Genomic DNA, 25,616 nt, shown 5'->3' with positions numbered 1-25,616 from the left:
GGCTTATTGATCATCTGTAAGGTATTTTGATTTGGCGTTAAGCAGTCTTGCCGCCTCTGCATCGCGTGCAATATAGGCTTTTTGCCAGTCACAGGCGTGCGGGTCGGTTTCCCAATAACAGGCTGCACCACTGTGGAACGGCAAGAAATTGCCTTTTTTAAACATGTCATCGGCCTCAACACTTAGAAACATCGGCATCATTTTGCGCAAATCGGCAAGATGCTCGTGCACGATCCGTGTTAACCAGTAAACAACATAGGAATTGGCCGGTTCATAAGCGATCAGGGATGCCTTGAAACCGAAAGATTTAACCGGTTTATTTTGACCGGGATACGTGTTGGCAGGCAGGGTTTGGTTAAAGAAATAACTGTTGTCTTTAACCAGTTCCTCGGTCGGGCCGCCGCCCATGCCAACGACTTCTGCATCGCAACCCAATGTGTCGTTAATCGGTTCTGCCGGATGTCCGATCCATAGGCCGAACGCATCGAGATAGTTATTGCAAATGCCAATGCCGTTGTAATCCTGTGCAACGCCATAAACCTGGCCCAGGTCCTTAAGGCCGATATCGTATTTTTTTAACAGTTGCAGCCACAATCCCCGCGAAGCTGATCCTTCGGGGCCAACATTGATGCGTTTGTTGCGTAAATCAGCAACGGAATGAATGCCCGAATCCTTACGCACGACCAACAGGCCCATTTCATCATGAAGTGACATCACAGAACGGGCACCGGGAATTGGACTGATGCCGTTCTGGGCCTCCCAGTTCGTATTGGACTGGACGATGGCAACCTGAACGCGGCCTTCTTTCATCAATTCAACATTGCTGCCAACCCCTTGCGAACGCAGCGGAACACAATGCACGCGATGTTCCTCATAGGTTTGGCGCATGAGTTCGCAAATCCTGGCCGCGACCTGAAAGTAAACACCGTTGGTACTGCCGCTATAGATGGCAAGGTAATAGGAAGGGCGTGTGTCGCCAGTTTCAGAGATTTTCTGGCTCAGGCCGCCTATCCCTTTGTAATCGCGCCGATATTGCGACAAAGGGATTGCATCGGGCTTATAAATCAGCCCGTCTATCATTTCGGGATTTGTCGGTATTTTTTCTGTGGGTTGATTATCGAACTGATCAATATTGCCGGTCGCATTATTTTGGTTGGCCAGCCGCGATGATGTATCTGGCGATGCATCGGGCAGGTCACTGCCTTGCGCGCAGGCAACAGAAATCGCGCCAGTCGATGCCACAATAAGCAGGCTGACCAGCAGCGCGTTTTTCAGAAGCCCGAATTTTTTGCCCATTGTGACCTGTTGCATTGGATCGCCCTGTAACCCCCTGGTTGCAAAAGAGAGTGTAATGGACCGCAGCATCCCCCGTCGAGGACGAAGTTACGCTGTTGTCGTCTGATATCAATTTCACGATTTGGGGGCGCGGTATAGCCCGGCAATTGTATTTTCATAATAATTCACGACATATGGATAGTGTTGTGACCAATTGAGTAGTAAAAACTTTGTTGCTTTACGGGGGCGATGGCGTGAACAGGCGGGTGTCTGAGACGGTCATAATAGATGCGGGGTATGGAATAATTGTCGAAACAACCGGATTCAGGCATCGATGCCCTTTTTCCCGGCCGGGATGAAATCTATCGGGCGCTGGACTTGATTTCAGACTGGCAGGAATATCGCCCCAGTCCGCTTCTTTCCGCTCCGGGTTTGGCAAAACAGCTCGGTATCGGATCGGTTCTGATCAAGGACGAAAGCAGGCGTTTTGGACTGGGCGGTGTTAAGGCACTTGGTGCGCCTTATGGGTTGAAACAACAGTTGCTGGACCTTGGGCTTGTGCCGGGCAGTACCGATTGTTCAGGCTTTACGGCCGTTGCGGCAACAGACGGGAATCACGGGTTGGCGTTGGCGTGGGCGGCAGCAAAATTTGGCTGCAACGCCCGTATTTATGTCGGCACAGATGTGAATGTGGGTCGGGTGCAGCGCATGCGCGACAATGGTGCCGATATTGTGGTGGTTGCAGGCACCTATGACGATGCCGTGCTTGCCGCAGAAAACGCCGCACGCGACGCTGGCGTATTACTGATTACCGATACCGATTATCACGGTGGCATTAAAGTAACCCGCGACATTATGGCCGGATATGCAGTTATGGGCATTGAATGCGCCCGGCAACTGGAACAGATTGGCGTTTGGCCCGAACATGTTTTTTTGCAATGCGGGGTGGGCGGCATGGCGGCAGGCTGTGTGCTGGGCCTGTGGCATGAAAGTGGTTGCAAGCCCGGTGTGATTACTGTTGAAGCCACCAACGCGGCTTGTGTGAAACAAAGCCTTGCACAGGGGCGCCCGGTCTCTGTCGCCGGGCAGTTGCTAACCCGGATGGTCGGTTTATCCTGCGGGCGACCAAGCCTTCCGGCATTCGATATTTTGCAAAAGGTTGCGCGAGGCAGCATTGCGATTGATGATGCCATTGCCCTTCATGCCCAGACAGAACTGGGACGGGGAATAAATGGGGATGTGCCGCTTGATTGCTGGGACACGGGCATTGCCGGTATCGCCGGGTTATGGCATGTGGCGCAAAGCCCGGTTTTGCGGGCGCAATTTAACCTGGACGCTAACAGCACTGTTCTGGTGGTTAATAGCGAGGGCGCCATGCCCGCACGGTATGCCAGTACAATTACACCTGTTCCCGCCTATGCGATCACTGGACAGCCATAACGCCGGCAGCTACACTCGCCGGGTTAATTCGGCCCGGGACACAATATCTTAATGGCCGGACCAGGGGGACTTCAAACCAATGAAATTGCTTGATCTGTTGTCGTCGGGGGATAACAGGCTGTTAACCCGTCTGACGCTTGCCGGTGGACTGGCAGGGGGCGGCAGTGCTGTGTTGCTGGCAATCGTAAATGCGGCAGCCGAACAGATTGAACAAACCGAAATTGACAAGGTTAACTGGTTTCTGGCCGGGGCATTTATTGCCGTATCAATAGTGTATTTTTTTTCCGAGATTTATCTGGTTGCCCATATTGGCGCGCGCATTGAAAATGGTATTCACCGTGTGCGCGCACGCCTTTTGACAGGTTTGGCAAATGCCGACTTTGCCCGGATAGAACGTTTCGGGCGGACCCGCCTTTATGAAAGCATCACACAAAGCAGCCAGGTAATTTCGCAAAATTCACAATTGCTGGCCCATGCGTTTCGCTCGTTGCTGCTGGTTTTGGCGGTGATGTTGTATGTCTTGTGGTTGTCCCCGCTGGCCTTTTTTCTGATCGTGATAGTGATCGGGTTTGGCACGATGATTTATTTACGGATGGGGCGTGAATTATCGACTTGTTATCATCGGCTGGCAGCGGCAGAAAATTCCCTGTTTGAAAGGGTTGCCGACCTGTTTTACGGCATCAAGGAAGTGCGGATGTCCTCGGCACGCAGTGATGCGTTAAATACTGCTTTTGCCGCGACGTCGGCCCATAAGGAAGAAACCGCCGTTCAGGCGCATGATCTTACCTTTCGCCAGCAGGTAATGGGCATGATGGCGTTTTATATTCTGCTTGCGGTGATTGTGTTTGTTGTTCCGGTTTATTCCCCCGGCTTTTCCGGCACGGTGATGAAGGTCAGTACGGCAGTATTATTCATGATCGGGCCCATTAGTGCCGTTGTGCAAAGCTGGACTGTGCTTGGCGCGGCGGAAAACGCGGCATCGCGAATGATCTCGCTTGATGCTGACCTTGCCGCAATGGCGGAACCCGTGGCCGAAGATGATGGCGCGATGGTTGCCCGTGATTTTACCCGCATCGGTTTTCATAACGCGATTTTCCGCTATGCTCATCGGGATCAGAACCATGGTTTTCAACTGGGGCCGGTAACGCTTGAAATTGCGCGCGGGGAACTGATTTTTATTACCGGTGGCAATGGTTCGGGAAAATCAACCCTGATCAAATTGTTGACCGCTTTATATTATCCGACCGACGGCCATATTGAAATTGATGACATTCGTCTTGGTCCGCAAAGCATCGGCTCGTATCGCCATCTGATTTCAACTGTTTTTTCCGATTTTCATCTGTTTTCCTGTCTTTATGGTTTGGGCGAAATTGACCGCACCGAAGCGGCCTTCTGGTTGCGAATGTTTGAACTCGACCATATTACCGGCATAAATATTCCTGACGAAAAAGACCCGGCAGAGACAGATAGTGCGAACACCCTGTCGGTTGGACATGCCCGCTTCGTTCGTCAGGATCTGTCACAGGGACAACGCAAACGTCTTGCGCTGATTGCGGCCATTCTTGAACATCGTCCGATCCTGGTGCTTGATGAATGGGCAGCCGACCAGGACCCGCATTTTCGACGGAAATTTTATCGCGAGATTTTACCTGAGCTTTGCAAACGTGGCCTGACGGTTGTGGCAGTAACCCATGACGACCATTATTTTGATGCTGCTGATCGTTGTCTGCATCTTGAAGCCGGGCAATTGCACGATGTGGCAGGCAAAAGCAAGGCCGATAGCGTTCATGACGCAGGAGGCCCAACAGCATGATTTTGGTCGATCTGATCCGGCAAAGAACGCGGGTTAGCCTGCGCGGAGTTGCGATGTTGACCGCCCTGTCGGGCATTGCGACCACCATGATTTTGATGGTGGTTAATATGGCGGCCGAGCAGGCGGCACAAGGACAGGCCAGTGTACGATTGCTTGCGCTGATGGGCGTGTCGCTTTTGGCATATGCGTGGTCGCAACGGCAGTCTGATGTCATTGTTGCGCGCGAAGCCGAACATATTTTGCATAATTTGCGGCTGCGGTTGTTTGATAATGTACGCAAGGCCGGGCCTGATACCCTTAATGATATTGGTCAGGGGCCACTGCAAACGGCACTGACCCAGGAAATGCAGACGATTTCCGGGGCCTTGCCGATGATTCTGACGGGGCTGCAACAAATGGTGTTGCTGGTTTTCGTCAGTCTTTATATGGCTTGGCTTTCAATGCCGGCCTTTATCATGGTGATGGGTTTTAGCGTAATTGCCGCTGTGGTGCATTTACACCGTGCCCGCAAGGTAAGTGATGCCACCCGCGATGCCGTGGCAGAAGAAAACAAGCTGTTTGATGGCCTGACGGATTTGCTGCAAGGATTTAAGGAAGTCCGCATGAGCCGGGCGCGCCGTGATGATTTGATGGTGCAACTATATGACCTTTCTGATCGTACACGCCTTGCTAAAACAGCAATCAAACGTCAATGGGGACGGGAATTTTCATTAATTCAGCTGGCATTCTATGTGATGATGGGGCTCATGGTGTTTGTGGTGCCAATATTCACCACGGATTATCACGAGGTTGCCACCCAAACGACAACCGCGGCCCTTTTCATGATCGGGCCGATTGGATCGTTATTGTTTGCCATTCCGTCTTTTGGCAATGCAGAGGCATCGCTTGCCCAGATTTCCCGGCTTGATCAGGCACTGATCGCTGCGGCGTCACTGCCAACAGGTAAAGATGGTGTGGTAAAAACGGGGCAAGGTGCCGTTTTGCCCGTAGATGATGTGGTTCGCGATATTACATTAAGCGATCTTTGTTTTGCATATCGTGATCAAAACGGGGGTAAAGGGTTTGCTCTGGGCCCGCTAAATGCAAAATTCGAGCGCGGCAAGATCAGTTTTATTACCGGTGGCAACGGGGCTGGTAAATCGACCATGATTTCGCTGTTAACCGGTCTGCGCAGCGCAGAAAGTGGTGATATCCTGGTAAACGGTGTGCCGTTGGCACCCGACCAGTTGCAATCCTACCGTGACAGGTTTGCCACTGTTTTTAGTGACTATCATTTGTTTCGTGACCTGTTCGGGATTGCTCCGGTTGACCCGGAACGGGCACAAATGTTGCTCGAAAAGATGGAAATCGACGATAAGGTTGAACTGGTCGATAACGCCTTTTCGACAACAGATTTGTCCCAGGGGCAACGTAAACGGCTGATGCTGGTAACAGCAATGCTGGAAGACAAACCGGTCCTTGTGCTTGATGAATGGGCGGCGGACCAGGACCCGTATTTTCGCAAGATTTTTTACGAATATCTGCTGCCGGAATTACGGGATCAAGGCAAAATTGTTATCTGTGTTACCCATGATGACCGCTGGTTTCATATTGCAGATCAGGTCTGCTACCTTCGGGATGGTGCGTTCGAAGGTTAGAGGGCGCCTAACATGTAATGCCGCGGGATTCAGTGTTGAAACCCGCGGCATATATATGATTTATCAGATGCTTCACGCGATCCTGTTGCCATCTTTTGCAAAGGCATGAACATTATCGGCTTTGGCATTAAGCGATATTGTTGTTCCCGTGGTTATTTTTGTGCCAACGGGTTGCTCAAGAATAACCGGGTCATGTCCTTCTATGTCGGCATGGATCAGGCAAGCATTGCCAAGATATTCGTTCAGGCGAACCTTCCCTGACAATATACCTTCTCCGGGTTGCACAATTTCAAAGCTGTCTGGTCGTATTCCGAAATAATGCGCGTTACGGTCCAGTTTCAGGCTTTCCCGCAGGTTTTGGCATTCATCGGTCAATTTGAAAATGTTCATCTTGGGCGCACCGATAAACTGTGCCGCAAACAGGTTTTGGGGGCGCTCATACAGATCATGCGGTGTTCCAACCTGTTCGATACGCCCGTCTCGCAAAAGAACGATTTTGTCGGCCAGCGTCATCGCCTCGACCTGATCATGGGTCACATAAATCATTGTCCGTTTCAAACGCTGATGCAGTTCGGAAATTTGGGTACGCATATGGACCCGAAGTTCGGCATCAAGGTTTGAAAGGGGTTCGTCGAACAGAAAAGTTTGCGGCTGTCCGACGATGGCACGGCCAATGGCCACGCGTTGCCGCTGCCCGCCGGAAAGCTCACGCGGATAGCGCTCCGTCAGTTTTTCAAGCTGCAACATGGTTACGGCCTCGCCAACCCGTGTTTTGATTTCGCTTGCCGATGTTTTGCGAACCTTTAAGCCAAAGGCAATGTTTTCATAAACGGAAAGGTGAGGATAGAGCGCGTAGGATTGAAACACCATGGCGACCCCGCGTTTGGCGGGGGCGAAGTCGTTCATTCGGCTGCCATCAATTTCAAACGTTCCGCCGGTGATGTCCTCAAGCCCGGCAATCATACGCAAAAGTGTGGATTTCCCGCAGCCGGACGGGCCGACAAAAACGCAGAACTCGCCATCTTCAATGGTCAGATCAATTCCCTTGATGACATCGACGGTGCCATAGGATTTGCGGAGTTCCTTTAGGTGTAGTTTCGCCATCGTTTTACTCCACACGGCCAAACAGTTCGAGCCTTGGGGTTTCGCGGATGTGTTTTGGCCAGGAAAGGGGCACTTCAAAACGCGTCGCGAGCAGGTCCTGGAAAGCGGTGAGTTGGCTTTCTGTTTCGCGCACGGCACGCGGTGTTATTTTGTGGTCAAGGCAATAGGCCGCCAGCGCGCCAACACTTTCGCCAATATTCCATTCCACCGGATGCAAACGGTAACAGCCGTTGGTCAGGTGGGTTGTGCCAATATTTTTACAGGCAGGCAGCATGTTTTTGACGCGCTGCGGTATCAGGCTGCCGAGTGGTATTTGAAACGGCCAGTTGGCAATATCGACATAGTTGCGCGGTGCCGTTGACGGGTGAAGGTCGATGCGATAACTGCCAACACCCACTGAATCATGGAACTGTTCTGCCCCGACAAGGCCATCTCGCGCATCAATACCAACATGATTTTCGGTAACAGTGAACAGCGCCTTGATCCGCCGACTTTCGCGGATATAGGGGGCAATGGTCAAACCGTCTAGTGTGCCCATTGCGTTTCCAGCGGGTTTAAGGCCGCGGTAACCATAGCCACCATCATGGCGGGGGGCTTCTGTTTGCATCCAGTAAAGCATGGACAATGATAGCTGACGTGCCCCTTCCAGGTGTTTTTGGGCTTCTTCTGCCGAAACGCCAACAATCGGGCCATCGCAATAATCAATTTGCGGCCAGTTAACCAGGCAAATATCGGATGGATACTGATCGCCGACATGATTACGACGATAGAAAATGCGCCGATAATGCCAGTTGTCAGGGGCGAATTTTTCATCGCTGTCCCCCACGAAAAGCGGGCGGTTGTCTGGTTCCAGTGTTACCGGATTGGGGCCAACAAATGAAAGTTGACGGTCGGGCCAGAAATCCAGCTTGTAATCGCGCCAGATATCGTAATCGCGCGGGCGTTCTATCGTATGATCTTCATCGGGGTGGTAGCTCATGGCAAAGCACCAGCTAACGGCCTGCTGGTCGAACGGGTCTGCGTCACCGGGTAACGCCGATGGCTCACCGGTTTGGGCCTGGCTTTCCGCACCAATGACATGTTCAACCTTGCCAAGCTCTAAAAGGTCGCCAAGTTCAGTGGCGTCAATGAAGTAGGCGCCCGTCAGAACAATGTCACCATATTCGGCAGAATGAACCGTAACAGAGGTAAATTCGTCGTCCCTGGTTTCTACAGCAACGGGCTTTGCATTCATCAATATTGTCAGGCGGCCGGTTGCAAACCATGGTGCCAGCATGGCGTCGATCGCGGCAACGCCTGCGCGCGGTTCAGCACAAATGGGTGATACATTGCCACTGCCAGGGTTAAGGGCCTCATCGGCCATTGCCTCGTCGGTCAGGGGATAATTACGGCGATAATATTCGCGAATATGCTGCCGAAGCTCGCGGTAGCTTGCGGTTGAGCCATCAGATTCAATCCACGGATTTTCATCAGGCGGGACGGCCTGTGTGGTTAATTGCCCGCCCAACCATTTAAATTCCTCTGTCAGGATGACGCTTTTGCCAAGTTTCAATGCGGACAAGGCAGCGGCTATCCCTCCCAGTCCGCCTCCGATGATTACGATATCAGAGTTAAGTTCTTTCATTTTTTATCCTTTCACGCCTGACAGGGCGAAACTTTCGACGATTTGGCGCTGGGCCAGAATGTAAACAACAAGCATGGGAATAACGGCAAGCGCGGTTGCTGCCAGTTGCAGATGCCAGAGCGGCAAGCCGTAGGTGTCGGTAAAATTGGCAAGGGCAAGCGGGAGGGTGAACAGTTCGATGTCGTTCACAAAAACCAGTGGTTCGAGAAACAGGTTCCAGGAAAACAGGAAGGTGATAATGCCAACGGCTGACAGGGCCGGCCTGGACAGGGGCAGCGCCACCTTGAAGTAAACCCCGAAACGTGAAAGCCCGTCCATGCGCCCGGCTTCTTCAAGTTCTTTGGGCAAGGCCAAAAAGAACTGCCGCATCAAAAAGGTTGCCATAACCCCCTGCGAACCAAAAAGCGGCAACAGGATGAGCGGCATATGGGTGTTCATTAACCCAAGCTTTTTCATCAGGAAAAAATTGGGAATGATGGTGACTTCCTCGGGCATCATCAGTGCGGAGATCAGCAATAACAGTACCAGCGCACTGCCGGAAAACCGTAAACGTGCAAGCGCATATCCGGCCATTGATGCCAGAAACAGGGTTAACCCCGTTACAAGCACAGCAATGTAAAGCGAATTGAAATATTGCCGGGCAAAAGGCTGGTAGGCGAAAATTTCTGAAAAATTCGACCAGTGTATTTGTGACGGGATCAGGGATGCCGAGGAAAATACGTCTGCCTGCCCTTTCAGTGCACCGGCAAGCATCCAGATGAAGGGAAAGACAAAGGGGATAGCCAGCGCGCAAAGACCGATGATCCAGCAAATACGGGTGATTTTCTGTTGGGTGCGATAGGTCATTTACGCGCCGCCTTCAGGATCGTTTGCAGGATGGTAAGCGCCAGAATCAGCACGAACAGGATGACGGCAAGCGCTGATGCGTAACCGGTATTGAAGAATTTGAAACCCTGTTCATAGATGTAAAAGGCAAGCACCAGTGTTGCGTTCTGTGGTCCACCGCCCGTCATCAGATAGATGTGGTCGAAAACCTTCAGGGAACCGACAACTGTAATCACCATGATGACAAGTGTGGTGGGGGCAAGAAGAGGCCAGGTGATCCGGCGGAAAATTTCCCAGCCATTGGCACCTTCAAGTCTGGCCGCTTCCGTATAGTCGCGCGGGATGGATTGCAGCGCTGCGATATACAGGATCATGTTCAGCCCAACTGTTTTCAAAACACGGGTGAAAATGACAGAGGCCATGGCCCAATGTGGTTCGTGTAACCAGTTTGGCCCGTTAATGCCAATGACGGATAATGCCCGGTTAACAGCGCCACTTTCATGTTGAAGCAGGAATGTCCAGATGATGGCCCAGGCAACGGCCGAGGTAATAACCGGTGCAAAAAACACAGTACGGAAAAACACAGCCCCGCGAATGGACCTTGAAAGGGCTAGTGCCAGTCCAAGTGCCAGTAACATGTTAAGGGGCACCAGCCCTGCTGCAAAGATCAGCGAATTTACCAGTACGTCCCAGAATGTGTCGTTGCGGGTCAGGGCATCGACATAGTTTTCCATCCCCACAAAGTGCGATTGCTGGCTCAGCAAATTCCATTCGGTGGTGCTGTAATAGAATACTGCGATCAGGGGACCGACGAAAAAAATCATAAAGCCCGTTAGTATCGGACTTACGAAGAGCCATCCCGATATCGCTTCGCGCGCTTTCAGTGTCAGGGATGGCCCCTTGATGGCAGCGGACATGTTCGCTTCCTTTGTAGGGCAATGTTGGATGCAGGTTTTACGCGTGCCGGGTTAAGGGCGACGATAACGGGTGGTATCGTCGCCCATCCTGGTGGTGCGTTACAAAAGGGGCTGAATGCCCTGGCAAAGTTTGGTCATGGTTGCCTGAATGTCGGCATCCTTTGACCAAAGCGCATCGAACTCCGGCCGGGCTTTTGCTTCGATTTGTGGGAAATGTTCATGGCTTGGCAGGACGGAACCGTTTTCAATGCCCTGGGCAACAATTTTCATTTGTTCCGGGGTGATTGCCGGGTTACTGGACAGGAACGCGTCTCCTTCAAGCACGGATTTACGTGCCGGCGGAAAAAATTCGGCCATCTTTGCAACGTTTTTTGCGTTGGTCATATAGGCGAGAAATTCAGCTGCGATATCTTTGTTCTTACCCTGTGCAAAGGCAACGACAGCTGCCTGGCCAACGGTTGCCGCATTTCCGGCGGGGCCGGCGGGCAGGGGCGCAATTCCCCAGTCAAAATTTGCGTCGGCCAGTTTGGAAACGCGTGAAATCTGGGTAACGGTCAGGGCTGATTTACCTGAAAAGAAATCACCCTGTTCGCCAGGGGGAACGGCTGATCCATCGACATAAATCATGTCGTGAAACAACTTGATGGCCTTAACGGCCTCGGGGCTGTCAAGGTGGCAGGTTTCGTCCGTCCATGCATTCCCGCCATAGGCGCGGATGATCGGGATCAGGTTATGCCATACGCGTGCGCTATAACCCTGGCCATCAACTGTTTCATAACCCCATACCCCTGCATCTGCGTTGCGCAGGGTGGCTGCATCTTTTTTAAGCTGTTCCCAGGTCCAGGTACCATCTGTCGCACGCTGGTCCGGTGTTTCCAGTCCGGCGGCATCGTAAAGCGATTTATTGTAATAGACGAGAAACGGCGACGTCGAAAAAGGAATGCCATAAACACCATCGTCTTTGGTCCAAAGGCCCATGGCAGATGTCGAGAAATCGGCATAGTTGTAATTTTCTGTGGCGTGCAGTGTCGTTGAAACGTCGGCCAATGCGCCCGCTTCGACAAAAGCCGGGGCCGAGTTTTCAAGCAGCCAGCCAAGATCGGGCGGATTGCCCCCTGCCATTTGTAATGTCAGCTTTTGCACGTAATCCCCAAAGGGAATGGTGTCGTAGCGGACGGTTACATCAGGATGGGTTTGCCTGAAACCGTCGGCGATATCATTTAACATATCAAGATGTGCCTTGCTGCCGGTCCAGACGGTAAAGCGCAGTTCCTCGGCGTTCACGTTTGTTGCTATGGTTCCACTAAGCACAGCTGCGCAAATTAAGCGCTTAATCATTATGGTTGACATTTTTTATTACCTCCCGTTTCAGATTAAATTTAGATGGCTTGCAGGGTGCTGCCTGGTACGAAACCGCAAGGCAACGTGGTTTTTATGGGGGTGTTTTCAGGACTTCTGATTTGGGCAATCAGGTTGCGCACGGCGACTTCGCCCATTTCTTCCCGGGGAACGGAAATACGGGTCCAGCGTTCCACATCGGCGGGGCGGGTTAACGGAGATGCCAAGGCAACGATGGAAATGGTTTGCGGGACACTGCCTGACATTGCAGCCACCTGGCGTTCCAATGCAACCGCATGCTTGAAGGTTTCGGTCAGAACAACAGTATTTCCGTCGTCCAGACACCGGCGAAGCCATGCACCGTCGATGTCATCAGTTTCAAGTCGTTCAACAGAAAGGGTCAGGTTTTCTGCCTGCCGATCCATAAAACCACGTTCGCGGTCAATATTTTGTTCGCGTACTTGCGTTGCGCCCACAAACTTTAATTTACGATGGCCCAATGCGGCACAGCGTTTTACAACGTCGGCAACTGCAGCGGTGTAATCGGCAGCGACCCAGTTAAGTTCCGCCTTGTCAGTGTCACGTCGGCCAATCGTTACAAACGGAAACCCGGTATCGTAAAGCCGCTTTAGTTCGCGTTTGTCGGGTTCTTCGCCCAGCAGAATGGCCCCGTCGGCAACGCCCATGCGATTGGCCCCACCCGGAAAAATGCTGCGCGGCCCTTTTTCAAGCGACGATGACGTAAAAAGCAGCAAGTCCTGCCCAAGTTTCATCGCGCCACGTTCAATGCCAAGCAAGAACGGATAGAAAAAGTTTTCGCTGTCGGAGGGAAAGATGGCTTCATAGGTAAAAACGCCAATGATATTGCGTTTTCCCCCTGCCAGTGACTGGGCGACAACATCGGGGGCGTAGCCCAATGTTTCCATCGCCGCACGGACCCGTTTTTCGGCTTCTTCCCCAACCCGGATGGTTTTGCCCGGCTTTGGCGAAATCACAGCAGATACTACGGCGGTTGAAACACCGGCCATCGCGGCGACATCGCTTTGGGTGACGCGCTTGATGCGACTTTGCTTGACGGACACGCGAATTCTCCAGATTTGATCTTGATTAAGCGTATAATCAAAAAGAAAAGCGCTGTCAATACGGTGTGAAACTGTAGCGTCAATGACTTAAGCGATCTGAACCAAAGGGTGAAAATGCCTTTGGGGATCCAGCCACCATTTTGATGGGAAAAGATATTAAGTTTGCTGTTAGCGGTCGTTGTGCATGTGCAGGGCGTGAAATTTTCCACGTTTGCTGTGCGCGCAAAAAGTGTTTTTTAGAAAGACAAACTGGAATAATTCCATTTTCAGAATGGATGTTAAATGTCATATGATGACATTTGAATAAGTCATAATGCACTTTTGTGTGTCTTCTTTTCCTGGTCCGGAATGCTTGTCGAACGAACAGGGCGCTTGGTGATTTGCACAATGCCCATGTTTTGATTGGGGCAGGGAAGACATTAAAAAGCACATGATTGACGCTGGTTACTCAATGCACAACTTGATATCCCCCTATTAACAAAAAATTGCATCCGAGGAGAAACGTTCGTGATTCTTCAACTTTTTCCGGTTTGGGCATTATTGCTCTCTTTGCTGGCTTTTTTCGTTCCTGGTCCATTCACCTCGCTAAGTGCGGGTATTGTGCCGCTGCTGACGGTGATTATGCTGTCCATGGGCCTTACGCTGACGGCGAAAGATTTTGCCAATGTTGCTAAAAGCCGCAAGGCATTGGTTGTTGGTGTTATTTTGCAGTTCCTGATTATGCCGGTTGCAGCCTGGTTGACGGCTAAGTTGTTCGGGTTCGATGCCGAACTGACTGTTGGCATGTTGCTGGTGGGCAGTGTTGCGGGGGGAACTTCGTCCAATGTGATGTGTTACCTGGCAAAGGGTGACACCGCACTTTCAATTTCAATGACGGCAACTTCCACCATTATCGGTGTGTTTCTGACCCCGGTTCTGGTGTCGCTTCTGGCGGGGCAAAGCATTGATGTTCCCGTACAGCCGATGCTGCTGGCATTGGTCAAGGTTGTTCTTGTGCCGGTTATTCTTGGCGTTGTTTTGAACGAACTGGCATCAAAATGGGTTCGCAAGATCGATATGATCTTTCCCTATGTTTCGATGGTTGCCATTTTGCTGATCATTGCCATCGTGGTTGCGCTTAATGCCGGTACGATAGCAAGTGTTGGTCTGATCGTGGCCTGTGCGGTGGTTTTGCATAATGCCATTGGTCTGTGCCTTGGCTATGGGGTAACCGCACTGCTTGGATTTGATCGCAAAATTTGCCGGACCATTGCCTTTGAGGTTGGGTTGCAAAATTCCGGTCTTGCAACGGCGTTGGCAATGAAGTTTTTCACCCCGGTTTCGGCCTTGCCCGGCACATTGTTCAGTGTCTGGCACAATATTTCCGGGTCGTTGCTTGCGGGTTACTGGAGCCGCAAGCCGCTGGGTGATTTAACCGACGATAGCACACCCGAACGTCGCGTTTCCGAGACCGTTTAATCAAATAAAAACCCGGACCGGATGCTGCAATGGCAGAATCTTTGGTCCGGGTTTTCGTTTTAATATGTCAGGTATGGCAACGGACATTCCACCATCAAAGATGCCGTTGTGTTATCGCTGATCCATCCTGATCAATGTGCCTTGGAACGTCCGGTCGGGCACAGAACGCCACTGGTCCCCCCCAGAACATCCCCATTAAGGTTTAGGCCCAAAAACCGGTGCCGGTCAAAATAACCGGGCATCGACAGGCCTGCTGCCGGTGCGGCCATAAAGCCGAACCGGGCGTAATATTGTGGATCCCCAACCAGCAGAATGGCCCGGTGGCCCGCGTCAAAGGCGGCATTGATGGCAGCGTACATCAAACCAGCCCCGACACCGGAACCATTATAGACCTTTTCTACCGCAAGCGGGCCTAGCATCAGGGCCGAACCGCCATTGCCCGCCTCGACATTCCACAACCGGACAGTACCGATCATGTGTTTGCCATCATGGGCAACAAAGGCCAGCCCGTCGGCCGGAAGGCGGCCTGCACGGATCACTTCGGACGATTTTTTAAACCGTTCCGGTCCCATCACGCGATCCAGAAGCTTTTCCCGGTCGATATGGGACGAAGCACCTTCGCGATCAATGACAATCATTGGCGGGATGCCTAGATGATATAGGCGGCCAACGGCGAAAAGCCGTTAAACGCCACCGATGCATAGGTTGTGGTGTAGGCGCCAGTGGCTTCGATCAAAACCTCGTCGCCAATTGTCAGGGCAATCGGCAGGTCGTAGGGTTTCTTTTCGTACATCACATCGGCGGAATCACAGGTCGGGCCTGCCAAAACACACGGGGCCACATCGCCGCCATCATGAAGGGTGGTAATCGGATAGCGAATGGCTTCGTCCATGGTTTCGGCCAGGCCACCGAATTTACCAATATCAAGATAAACCCAGCGCACCGGATCATCTTCGTGCTTGCGCGAAATCAGCACCACTTCGGCTTTGATAACGCCAGCATCCCCCACCATACCACGGCCCGGTTCAATGATGGTTTCGGGCATATGATTGCCAAAATGATGATGAAGGGCATCAACAATGGCGGCACCATAGGCCTCGGTTGCCGGAACATCACGCAGGTAACGGGTCGGAAAACCGCCGCCCATATTGACCATGCGCAACGTAATGCCTTTTTCTGCCAGGGTGCGGAAAATCATTGCGGCTTCGCCAAGGGCGGTATCCCACGCATCAAGGTTGCATTGTTGCGACCCGACATGGAACGATACACCATAGGCATCAAGGCCGAGGTGATGGGCATGTTGCAAAACATCCAGTGCCATGCCTGGTGCGCAGCCAAATTTGCGCGACAGCGGCCATTCGGCGCCAAAACCATCGGTCAGAATGCGGCAAAACACGCGCGACGCCGGCGCAACACGGGAAATTTTTTCAACTTCTTCGATGCAATCAACGGCGAACAGGCGCACACCCAGCGCATAGGCACGGGCAATGTCGCGTTCTTTTTTAATGGTATTGCCAAATGAAATCCGCTCGGCAGAAGCACCAGCAGCCATCGCCATTTCAATTTCCGGCACCGATGCGGTGTCAAAATTGCTGCCAAGGTCGGCCAGAAGGCTTAAAACTTCCGGTGCCGGGTTGGCTTTGACGGCATAAAAAATGCGCGAGTCAGGCAGGGCACGGGTAAAGGTTTCGTAATTGCGCTGAATCACGTCCAGATCAACAACAAGGCACGGACCTTCCGGTCGGTTCTGGGCAAGAAAATCAATAATACGCTGCGTTGCCATGGGGGCGTTCTCCCATTCCACTATAAAGAGCATAGCGACACCTGATGCATCCTGACGCGGTGGAGGCGCAGAATGCGGTCTATCGTCATGCCAGACGTGAACACCGATGATCCGGGTTCGCGAAAGTTGCCTCGATATAAGAATGGGAAAATGCCATTCCGCACGGCGGGCAATGATGGTGTGCCTCTTCAGTGTCGGTGGTATTTGGACAACCACCTGAGACCAAAAAAGCCCTACACCGTCGTTGCTTTAAGTAAGTCCTACAGGGTTCCTGATCAGGACCACCACAGGCACGTGCGACTTTGGGCAAGTCGGGATTTACGCCTGTTCTAACCTTTGTGCAAGTGAAATTTTCAACCATTTTGTCATGGTTCAATCGCAGGATCGTCGAACAAGTCCACGTCCTACGCAAAAAATGGCGTAAATGGCCGTGTTTTGCCCGGTCGGCTTTTTTATTCAAGGTGTTTTGGAATGGGGCATTGCAATTTGCGCATATCACACGACCTGAACAACCGCGTTTGATGACCAGGTGTGTGTCTGTCAGTCGGGGACCGTTGCAATATAATGCGGGTAGGGGCCAACAATGTGCCATCCCAGGCGTTTTTGTAACCGGATCGAGGCCGCGTTGCGGCGTCGGGTAACACTCCATAACGCGTCAAACCCGCGTTCGCGATACAGATCCATCGTATAGCCAATGATCCACTGGGCAAGTCCGGTGCCCCACCAAGGCCGCAGCACCGCGACGCCGGAAAACAATGACGTCCTGGTGCCTTCGGTATAGGCCGCGATCTGACCGCTGGCATCGTCGCGGGCATAAACCATCCAGACGTCATCATCGGTAATCAGGCGTCTGATTTTTGCCCCGGTGAACGCGACACCTAATTGTTCATTGGCATAGGCGCGATTGTAAAAATTGGCCAGTTCATCATCGATCTTGTCATCAAGACAGCTGGCGTCATAGAGATGAAAAGACAGGCCGGGGACTTCCTTATAGGAATAATCATCGCCGTCCCATGCAAGCTGCACCACGTCATCTTCGGCGACAAAGCCGGTTTTTTTAAAAAAACCGGCTGCGGGGAGGGATCTTTCATCAAGCATCGCGATCTGATGGGTCAGTCCGCGTTTGCGAAAGGCGACATCCATTCCGTTTTTCAGGGCCGTACCGATACCTTTTTTCTGGCAATCGTTGGGGACGAGATAAACGACGGAGCGTGCATTCTCATTGCGGTAGGGACGCCAGTTGGCAAATGCGACGCCCTTTGCCTGATCATCCTTTACGGCCAGCAAAACGACTTCCATGCTTTTATGCGGCGCTGCAATCACCGATTGCCAAAAATCATAGTAAGGCGATGCCGGATCATTTCCACCCCATCTCGCGACCAGTGCGACCAGCAAGTCTTGCATGCAAGCCGGATCATATTCGACAATCTGGCAGGCTAAGGGCTGTATCGTGGTCATGAAACGTTTCTTTCTTAAATGCCGCGGAAGCAATATGCGGTGGAATGGCGCAGCACATTTTGAGAACAAAAAAGCGCGATTGCCAAATCCAAATGGCAATCACGCCCTTGTCAGATAATTTTTAGCCTGCCGACATCAGAATTGTCACATCAGAGACCACGCATATCTACTAGAATTGTGGGGCCTGTTCGCTGATGCCGCAAGCGCAGCCGCTGGGAACGGGCCAAGCCGACAGGTTCTGATCGTCGCTGATGGAACGGCAAGCCGATATCGGCGGCCTAGGGCCGCTGGCGGAAAGCGTTTCTTCGGCATTGGTCCAACAGAAAGTTGGCCGCACCGGAGCTGCCACTGTCAGTTTCTCATCCTTGATATTCATACAGGGGCCGAGGCACATGGTGTTCGGATTTGGCACAGGGCCGGATAGTACGGCAAGAGCCTCAACATCGCTAATGCGCGATAATAGCGGTGTTGGGAGACTGGTTGAAACCTGAGCGGTTTCGTCGTCATTAAAACGAGAAAAAACCGGCGGGGGCAAGTGACCTGCCCTGATGGAATTGTTCTGTGTCATAACCCCTGCTTCTCCTGATTGTGTGTCTACGCCAATAAGGACCGCCCTTGCGGCGTAATCCGGAATTCAGGCTGAAAATCCTTGCTAAAGGACTGCCCGCCTATTGTAAAATTTCAAGAAACTTTATTTTAGTTTATTGATCTCCCAAGACTTTTTATTGCATGACCTTACGCGATGAATGAAAATGATGCAACTGAAGGATGATTTGGGTCTTGGGAAATTGTCGGGTGTTAAACCCGGACAAAACAAACAACACAAGACGGGTTACAGCTCGTCAAAAAGAGGGGCCGGGTCACAAACCGGCAAAGATCGGTTTATGGGACAAAATAGCAGTCATTATTTGGCCATCGCACCGCATTTTAATGTGCATCGTATGGGGGATGACCAGTTTATTTTATTGTCCGAAGATCAAAGTTTCCGGCTGTCCGGGGCAGGGTATATGATGCTCATACCCTTGCTTGATGGTCAGTTTACCCGTGCGCAAATCCTTGAACAAGTGGCCGGGCGTGCCCCTGTTGACGAGCTTAATGCTTTGATCGATACCATGCTCGCCAAGCGCTATGTCGTCCCGGTCGAGCCATGGGCAGATAGTGCGCGATCCGCATTCTGGAGTGCACAGAACCTGCCGCCGGTTGATTGCGAAAGCCACTTGGCGAAGTACCGCGTAGCGGTGGTGCCGTTGGGCAAGGATGGACCGGCTGGGTCCGTGCAGGCATCGCAACTGGCTGCCATGTTGATGGCGGCGGGGTTTTGCATCAGTGATTATAAAAATGCCCATGTTTCGATCGTGCTGGTCGAGGATTATCTACAGCCCGCCCTTGGCGATTTCGCCCGGTCAGCCGCACAGCGAAAAGCCCTGTGGATTCCGTTCAAGCCGGGCGGTATGTCCGCATGGTTCGGGCCGGTCATGGGCAGCCACAGCGGCGAGTATAATTGTTATTTCTGTCTGGCACGACGGCTGGCGGAGCACCGGCCAACTGAGCATGTGCTAACCCCGACCATGATGGGTGTTCGCGCGGCAAAGGCATGGACCCCGGCCACTTTGGCGATTGCAAGTGGTCAGGCAACGCTGGAAATGACCCGCTTCGCCCTTGGTCAGTCGCAACAGATCGAACAGCGCCTTATGACCTGGGGCATTGTTGACGGTCAAAATGCGGTGCACATGGTGCCGTTGTTTGACGATTGCCCCTCACAAGATCGCGCGCAGGCGCATGGGCAGAACGGGGGGGCTGATGGGACAAAGAATACCGTCGATGCCGTTCCGATCCGGTTGCTGCCGGTTAAAAATTTCGATGGTGCCGACAGTGGCTGGCGTGCCCTTTCGCCAGAGCAAGCATTGGCGCGGTTAGAACCGATCGTCAGCCCGATTACCGGAATTGTCGCCTATATAAGTCCGGTTGCCCTTGGCGAAGGGTTGCATGTTTACAGCGCGTCCCAAGGGAGCAGGAGTGCGATTGATCCGCGCCAGAACCGCACCCTTGGCCGTGCGGGCGGGGCAGCAGGCAAAGGATTAAGTGCAAAACAGGCAAAAATCAGCTGTCTGGCCGAGGCGGTCGAGCGATATGGCGCGCAATGGGTGGGCAGTGAACCCCGGCGACAGGCAAGCTGGCGCGATCTGGGCACACTTGCCCCACATCCCCGTGATTTGTTGCAATATAGCGACTTTCAATACGAAAACCGGGCCGAATTAAACAAAACGATTGGCATGATGGGCCGGATTGCCGAGCCGTTTGATGAAACCGCATTGGTTGACTGGAGCCCGGCATGGTCGCTGCGTGATGACGCTGCGCGCTGGTTGCCCAGCCGGTTTTGTTTTTATCAATATCCCGACGGTCTTGCGCCGGGCGATCATAAATTCTGTTGGGCGGATTCCAATGGCTGTGCCACGGGGGGCAGTCTTGAGGAAGCCATCCTGCAAGGGTTCCTTGAGGTGGTTGAACGCGATGCGGTGGCGATCTGGTGGTATAACCGCCTGCAGGTTCGACAGGTTGCGTTTGACGGGCTTGATGATACCTATGTGGCGCAGGTTCAGGATTATTATCGCGGCTTGGGGCGTGATATCTGGTTGCTCGATATCACCACAGATCTTGGGATTCCGGTGGTGGTTGCGGTTTCGGCAACCTTTGATGGTCGTCGTATCCTGACCGGTTTTGGGTCGCATATTGACGGGCGGATCGCCGCCTTGCGCGCCCTGACCGAAATGCATCAGATTATATTGTTCGATCAATCCCCCGATACGGAGCGCAGTGCAAATCATCTGGTTGATGATGCGCTTTGGCAATGGCTTGATCAGGCCAGTCTGGATGATCATCCCTATTTGAAACCCGATGGTATGATCACGGTGCATGAGATGCCCGCCCATCAGTTTGACAGCATCGATCAGGCGGTACGTTATGGCGTTGACCGCGTGGCGCAGGCAGGCCACGATTTTATTGTTGTTGATTACAGTCGTAATGACTTGCCGCTGAATTGTGTGCGGGTAGTTGTGCCCGGCTTGCGCCATTTCTGGAACCGCCGCGCGGTGGGGCGTTTGACCGAGGCACCGGTGCGTATGGGGAACCTTGCCCGGCCTTTACGCGAAGACGAACTTAATCCTGTTAACTTTTTCATTTAGGGCATTTTTTATGACATTCGATGCGGCCGAACCGATACCCGGTATCATGCTGTCGCCCATGATTACCGCGGTTTCGTATGATGCAGATCGTCTTTTGCTGTCAGTGCATTTTCAAGATTGGCCAAGCCGGGATTTGCCCTGGAATGATGCAGCGCTGGCCGAATTGATCGGGAAGATGCCGGGGACTGCGGGTATGTCGCTTTCAGACATTGGGCGCGCAATGGGGAGCTTGTATCCTGGCATGTCTGATGCTGATCTTGGCAAAGCCACCGACACTTTTTTGCTTTTTCTGTCTCAGAACGACATGCTCCACTGGTGGTTTGGCATGGCACAGCAACCCTTGTGCATTCTTCATCCGCAATCGCATCTGTTTTTCCCAAGATTTAGCTTGGGGCCGTTGCCCGATGGGGTGGTTTTGTCGCGTTTTGTCTTTATGCGGCGTGACGGGGATGCTGTTCTTCTGGAAAATCCTGAATATCATGCGGTGTTGCGCTTTACTGCCGCCGGGCGGGATTTGCTGCCGGTGGTTTTTGCTCATTCTGCATCTGACGCGGCAGCAGAAGTAATTTCATCCCATCAGGCCTTCTGGCATTTTCTGTGGTGTTCAGGGTTTCTTGAAACTGGCGCAACCGATACGCCATCCCGGCAAGCGTGGGATTTTCATGACCGGGTTTTTCATGCCGGATCACGGTCTTTTCTTGGATTAGCGCGCCTCGGTATCCGGGAGCACTTAAATGACACGGTTGCACCGCCCCCCGCTCAGAAACCGGCAATGTCGAACCGCAAGATTAACTTGTTGCGCACACGCGACGGCGAAGCAACACCGCAATCTCGGCCCTTAAGCAGTGTGATGGAAACCCGGCATTCTGTGCGCCACCCCGGCCACTTTCCGCTCAGCCTTGCCGATTTGGGTGTGTTTTTATGGCGCACAGCTTCTGTCCGTGGGCAAGGGTCTGGCGGGGGGCAGGAATTGTTAAAACGGCCGATGCCCGCGGGTGGTTCGATCCATGAGCTTGAATTTTATATTGCGGTCCATCGCTGTGACGGGCTCGAACCGGGGCTGTATCACTATCATGGCAGCGAACACGCCCTTTATGCCCTGCCGACCAAACCACCCTATGTGCAAGCGATTGTATCCAGGGCCGCCGGCGGCATGGGACAGCCCGACATTTTGCCTGATTGTGTGATTGTCATGGCGTCCCGGCTGTTGCGACTGGCGTGGAAATATCAGGCAATTTCTTATCGGCTGTCGCTTTTGCATGCCGGGGTGGCGATGGAGACATTTTATCTGGTGGCCGAGGATATGGGGCTTTCGCCCTGTGCGGTCGGCAACGGCGATTCATCCCTGTTTTCGATTGCCACGGGCCTGCCCGAGGACGAAGAAGCGGCAATTGGCGAATTTGTTTTGAGCGGTCGTCAGTTAACTGGAACGGCAGGGGGTGAAAGCGGGCTGCTGCAATAAAAAGCCCGGAACCGGCACGACCATCATATTATTGTCACCGTCATCGCTGATTTTTGCCTAAACCATTTGGGACGTTATAGTAGGGATACTCGCCCATGATCACGACTGTCCGATTGTTTAAATCCTGTATCGTGATGGCGGGCCTGTCGCCGTTTGTTTTGACTGGATGCCAGACATTTATGGCCGATGACGTTGCTGCCAACCCGGATCGTCAGCCGCCAGCCCTTATTATGCCCGACCGACCGGCGGTGGCTGATGACTGGTCGGACAATTTGCCGATCATTTATAATCAGGTGGCGGGATGCCTTAATGCAGACCCGACACCACCGGCGCGTGTGGTTGATGCCGGGCAAAATGCGGATGGGCAAATTGTCATTGATATGCTTGGTGACAGTGGCAGTTATATCCGTTGCATCAGCGATTCCTCGGGCAAAAGCAAACCGGTATTGCTCGATCAGGTGGCCCCGGCCGATTTGCCCGGCCCTGTTTACACATCTACCCCGTATCCGCCCCCCAAATCGCCCGACGCTGCAATATGTTATGAACATTTTCCAGTGTTGGACAAAACCGGTTGGCAACTGGGGTGGCTAAGTTATGCGCAAGCGGCAGGTGACTGCACCGATCGGACCGTTGCCAAACCATAAACCGGAATTTACGGTTGCTCGAACCGGGCCGCACCTGTGTTTTCTTTCATATTGCCGGGTGGTCTATGTGACCGCTATTTTAAAGCTGTAAACACCGCAAGGATGAAAGAAACCTGGAATGACCAAACTGAAAATCACGGCAGGCCCGTTTGTATTTGATGGCAAACTGGAAACCGAAGCCGCACCCAAAACCTGTGCTGCTTTTGTGGAACGCCTGCCGTTTGAAAGCAAAGCGGTTCATGTGCGCTGGAGCGGCGAGGGAGTATGGATGCCGCTGGGGGATTATCAGTTTGGTGTTGATTATGAAAATCATACCAGCTATCCGGCACCGGGGCAGATTATTCTATATCCCGGCGGGATCAGCGAAACCGAAATCCTGCTGGCTTATGGCGGTGTTCATTTTGCATCCAAGGTCGGCCAGCTTGCCGGCAACCATTTCATCACCATCACCAGCAATCTTGATGACGTGGTTAAACTTGGCAAAATGACCTTGTGGGAAGGGGCGCAGGATATCCGGTTTGAGCTGGCTTCCGATTAGTCCGTGATCGTGTTTGGGCGGGATGCGGGCCGTTTAAGCAGCATTGATGTACCGCCCGAAATATTTAATGACCAGCGGGTTTATGACAAACACGATGCTAACGACCGTGGCGGGTGTTAATAGCAAGGTTTGATGCCAAATCTGCCAGCCCTGGGTGAATGGCGCGATCACATAAATCAGCATTGTCACCAGCGGATAGACACATGCGATCATGATGATTACCAAGCGGCGTTTTAGAGGGCGCACTGCTGGCGGGTTGCTTTGGCAAGGGTGTTGTGGCCTGGTGGGACCAGGATATTCATTTGTTTGCATCATATGTTTTCCGGCTTAATAATCGGCGCTGGGCCGTTTGCGGAAATTTGTAAACCATGCATCAAGTCGTGGGTGTTCAGTGCCAAACGGCAGATTGAAGCGTTCGCGCGCTGTCTGGAAAATTGCAAATACGGTGAAATCCGCGATGGTTGGCTGGTTACCAGTCAGAAATTTGTTATCCCCAATTGATTTTTCCAGTGCATCAAGAATTTCTGTAACATGCCTGAACATGATGTCGGCGGTTTCTGGCGAAGGTTTGGGCTGCATATGCGGGAAACTAGTCGTTACATTCCATAGCCAGACCTGCGTGCGAACCACAAGATCGGTACCCAGCCGTTCAAGGGCACGAACCTTGGCCCGCGTTTCGGGATCGTCACCGATCATTGAATTGGCGGGGTAAAGCTCCTCGAGATATTCAACAATTGCGGCAGAGTCCGTTATAACCTCGCCATGATCGGTTACCAGTGCGGGTGCGCGACCGGCGGGATTAATTGCCAGATATTCTGGCGATTTGTGTTCTCTGTTGGCGTAATCAAGTTCGTAGCGAGGAATATCCAGTTCCTTTTCCGCCAAATAAATCGAAACCCGCCTTGGGTTTGTTCCGGCTTTAAACTGATAGAGTAACATTCAAAATCATCTTTCTAGGAGGCATCGGACAAACAGGAAGACGGGGTGTTTACGCATCTTCCTCTGGGGGCAGTATGTGCCCGTTGGTGTAAATCTAGATTTGAATTTATTATGTTACTATATAGCCTTTATACTATTACTAAAGTGATGGTGAGCGGGAGGGATGTATGCCGTCAAACCGGTTGATTCGTTCGGATGACAAAGAAGAACTGGCGAAATTTTTACGTTCCTGCCGTGAACGCATTTTGCCCGAACAGCTTGGTTTGCCAGCAACACGTCGGCGCAGGACAAAAGGACTGCGCCGGGAAGAAGTCGCGACATTGGCTGGTGTCGGGTTGACCTGGTATACCTGGTTTGAACAGGGGCGCGATATTCAGGTTTCGGATGATTTTTTGCTGCGCCTGTCACAGGGGTTGCGGCTTAATCGTGCGGAGCAGGAACATTTGTTTGCACTGTCTCAACATAAGTCCGGGCAAGCTGTTCCGCGTGCGGCTGATTTGCCGCCAAGCTTGATTGCAATCGTCAAACGGTTACCAGATGCAGCATATGTGCTGGATAAATGCTGGGACGTGCTGGCTTATAACGATGCAGCGTTAAACCTGTTTGAGGATTTGAGAGCCGATAAGCCAAATATGTTGCGGATCGTGTTTTTCTCGGACGCGTATCGCCATAAAATCAAGGATTGGGCATTTGCCGCCAGACTGGTTTTTCTAAAGGCCCGGCATGACTTTTTCACAACGGGGCGCAGTCCTGTTCTAGGTTCTTTGCTAGACGAGGTGATGGAGGCCTTTCCCAAAGCCAGAGACTGGTGGGACGACCCCCAATCCCTGCGTATTGGCGATACTAAAATAGAGCTGAATGACCCCAAGACAGGATGGACAACCTACCATCTGAGCATCTTTGCCCATGAAGACCATCCGAATCTTCGATTGGCGATCTACACCGCCTAGCATCGTAGCATCAGGCGTGGACATCCGTGCTTAACGTGGGTGTGAAATATTGCTTTCAGAATACCGGGCACGGGCAATTATCGGTGCGTTTCGTGTGGTCCACAGTACAAAAACGGCAGCAAAGGAAACCGATGCTGCCGTTTTTTG

At 52.4% G+C, this 25,616-nt stretch carries 21 protein-coding genes; 9 read left to right on the top strand and 12 right to left on the bottom strand.

Annotated features, from left to right (window positions below; all coding sequences use genetic code 11):
• Positions 1-3: 3 nt before the first annotated feature.
• Entirely contained in the window at positions 4-1,311 is a 1,308-nt protein-coding gene (locus J4E05_RS20935; RefSeq protein WP_349599743.1) for a TAXI family TRAP transporter solute-binding subunit, read from the bottom strand.
• A gap of 270 nt (positions 1,312-1,581) precedes the next feature.
• Here J4E05_RS20935 and J4E05_RS20930 point away from each other — a divergent pair, with 270 nt between their 5' ends.
• The 3 genes from J4E05_RS20930 to J4E05_RS20920 all read left to right on the top strand — a co-directional run bounded on the left by J4E05_RS20930 (position 1,582) and on the right by J4E05_RS20920 (position 6,165).
• The gene (locus tag J4E05_RS20930; RefSeq protein WP_349599740.1) at positions 1,582-2,715 is read left to right on the top strand and encodes a diaminopropionate ammonia-lyase; all 1,134 of its coding nucleotides are present in this window, start codon (positions 1,582-1,584) and stop codon (positions 2,713-2,715) included.
• A 79-nt stretch (positions 2,716-2,794) separates the two neighbouring features.
• On the top strand, positions 2,795-4,528 hold the full coding sequence (locus J4E05_RS20925) for an ATP-binding cassette domain-containing protein (RefSeq protein WP_349599737.1): 1,734 nt from the start codon (positions 2,795-2,797) through the stop codon (positions 4,526-4,528).
• Entirely contained in the window at positions 4,525-6,165 is a 1,641-nt protein-coding gene (locus J4E05_RS20920) for a cyclic peptide export ABC transporter (protein WP_349599734.1), read from the top strand. Before J4E05_RS20925 ends, J4E05_RS20920 begins: the two co-directional genes overlap by 4 nt.
• 72 nt (positions 6,166-6,237) lie before the next feature.
• Here the strand turns inward: J4E05_RS20920 and J4E05_RS20915 are convergent, their stop codons facing one another.
• From J4E05_RS20915 to J4E05_RS20890, 6 genes are all read right to left on the bottom strand, one after another.
• Positions 6,238-7,269, bottom strand: a complete 1,032-nt coding sequence (locus J4E05_RS20915; RefSeq protein WP_349599731.1) for an ABC transporter ATP-binding protein — start codon at positions 7,267-7,269, stop codon at positions 6,238-6,240.
• Positions 7,270-7,273: 4 nt separating this feature from the next.
• Positions 7,274-8,893, bottom strand: coding sequence for an FAD-dependent oxidoreductase (locus J4E05_RS20910; RefSeq protein WP_349599729.1), 1,620 nt, complete (start codon positions 8,891-8,893; stop codon positions 7,274-7,276).
• Between the two features lie 3 nt (positions 8,894-8,896).
• Complete coding sequence (locus tag J4E05_RS20905) at positions 8,897-9,739, bottom strand: carbohydrate ABC transporter permease (protein WP_349599726.1); 843 nt, start codon at positions 9,737-9,739, stop codon at positions 8,897-8,899.
• On the bottom strand, positions 9,736-10,635 hold the full coding sequence (locus J4E05_RS20900) for a carbohydrate ABC transporter permease (RefSeq protein ID WP_349599723.1): 900 nt from the start codon (positions 10,633-10,635) through the stop codon (positions 9,736-9,738). The genes J4E05_RS20905 and J4E05_RS20900 overlap by 4 nt, the downstream gene beginning before the upstream one ends.
• Positions 10,636-10,734: 99 nt before the next feature.
• Positions 10,735-11,973, bottom strand: coding sequence for an ABC transporter substrate-binding protein (locus J4E05_RS20895; protein ID WP_349599720.1), 1,239 nt, complete (start codon positions 11,971-11,973; stop codon positions 10,735-10,737).
• A gap of 41 nt (positions 11,974-12,014) precedes the next feature.
• Positions 12,015-13,055: a LacI family DNA-binding transcriptional regulator gene (locus tag J4E05_RS20890; RefSeq protein WP_139835588.1), complete on the bottom strand. Its 1,041-nt coding sequence runs from the start codon at positions 13,053-13,055 to the stop codon at positions 12,015-12,017.
• Between the two features lie 507 nt (positions 13,056-13,562).
• Between J4E05_RS20890 and J4E05_RS20885 the strand changes: the two genes are divergently transcribed.
• Positions 13,563-14,513: a bile acid:sodium symporter family protein gene (locus J4E05_RS20885; RefSeq protein WP_349599717.1), complete on the top strand. Its 951-nt coding sequence runs from the start codon at positions 13,563-13,565 to the stop codon at positions 14,511-14,513.
• Between the two features lie 131 nt (positions 14,514-14,644).
• Here J4E05_RS20885 and J4E05_RS20880 read toward each other — a convergent pair whose 3' ends face one another.
• The 3 genes from J4E05_RS20880 to J4E05_RS20870 form a co-directional block, all read right to left on the bottom strand.
• A complete protein-coding gene (locus tag J4E05_RS20880; RefSeq protein WP_349599715.1) occupies positions 14,645-15,151 on the bottom strand; it encodes a GNAT family N-acetyltransferase in 507 nt (168 codons plus the stop codon).
• An 11-nt stretch (positions 15,152-15,162) separates the two neighbouring features.
• Positions 15,163-16,296 carry a type III PLP-dependent enzyme gene (locus J4E05_RS20875; protein ID WP_349599713.1) on the bottom strand — a complete coding sequence of 378 codons (1,134 nt, stop codon included), beginning with the start codon at positions 16,294-16,296 and terminating at the stop codon, positions 15,163-15,165.
• A gap of 540 nt (positions 16,297-16,836) precedes the next feature.
• On the bottom strand, positions 16,837-17,754 hold the full coding sequence (locus J4E05_RS20870; protein WP_349599710.1) for a GNAT family N-acetyltransferase: 918 nt from the start codon (positions 17,752-17,754) through the stop codon (positions 16,837-16,839).
• 884 nt (positions 17,755-18,638) lie between these two features.
• On the opposite strand from J4E05_RS20870, the gene J4E05_RS20865 reads away from it, so the two are divergent.
• From J4E05_RS20865 to J4E05_RS20850, 4 genes are all read left to right on the top strand, one after another.
• Positions 18,639-20,936, top strand: coding sequence for a TOMM precursor leader peptide-binding protein (locus J4E05_RS20865; RefSeq protein WP_349599707.1), 2,298 nt, complete (start codon positions 18,639-18,641; stop codon positions 20,934-20,936).
• A gap of 10 nt (positions 20,937-20,946) precedes the next feature.
• Positions 20,947-22,398 (top strand): SagB family peptide dehydrogenase, encoded by a 1,452-nt coding sequence (locus J4E05_RS20860; protein ID WP_349599704.1) that lies wholly within the window; start codon positions 20,947-20,949, stop codon positions 22,396-22,398.
• Between the two features lie 95 nt (positions 22,399-22,493).
• Positions 22,494-23,042, top strand: coding sequence for a hypothetical protein (locus tag J4E05_RS20855; protein ID WP_349599701.1), 549 nt, complete (start codon positions 22,494-22,496; stop codon positions 23,040-23,042).
• Between the two features lie 118 nt (positions 23,043-23,160).
• Positions 23,161-23,580, top strand: a complete 420-nt coding sequence (locus J4E05_RS20850; RefSeq protein ID WP_349599699.1) for a DUF3830 family protein — start codon at positions 23,161-23,163, stop codon at positions 23,578-23,580.
• A 33-nt stretch (positions 23,581-23,613) separates the two neighbouring features.
• Here the strand turns inward: J4E05_RS20850 and J4E05_RS20845 are convergent, their stop codons facing one another.
• Complete coding sequence (locus J4E05_RS20845; RefSeq protein ID WP_349599697.1) at positions 23,614-23,895, bottom strand: hypothetical protein; 282 nt, start codon at positions 23,893-23,895, stop codon at positions 23,614-23,616.
• A 12-nt stretch (positions 23,896-23,907) separates the two neighbouring features.
• Complete coding sequence (locus tag J4E05_RS20840; protein WP_349599694.1) at positions 23,908-24,519, bottom strand: glutathione S-transferase family protein; 612 nt, start codon at positions 24,517-24,519, stop codon at positions 23,908-23,910.
• Between the two features lie 167 nt (positions 24,520-24,686).
• Between J4E05_RS20840 and J4E05_RS20835 the strand changes: the two genes are divergently transcribed.
• On the top strand, positions 24,687-25,469 hold the full coding sequence (locus J4E05_RS20835) for a helix-turn-helix transcriptional regulator (RefSeq protein WP_349599691.1): 783 nt from the start codon (positions 24,687-24,689) through the stop codon (positions 25,467-25,469).
• Positions 25,470-25,616 lie beyond the last annotated feature (147 nt).

Origin of the sequence: Thalassospira sp. NFXS8 (assembly GCF_040148805.1) — a bacterium.
In the GTDB taxonomy this organism is placed as follows: Bacteria; Pseudomonadota; Alphaproteobacteria; order Rhodospirillales; family Thalassospiraceae; genus Thalassospira.
The sequence above is the reverse complement of the archived record's forward strand: the minus strand, read 5'-3'. Positions and strand labels throughout refer to the sequence as shown.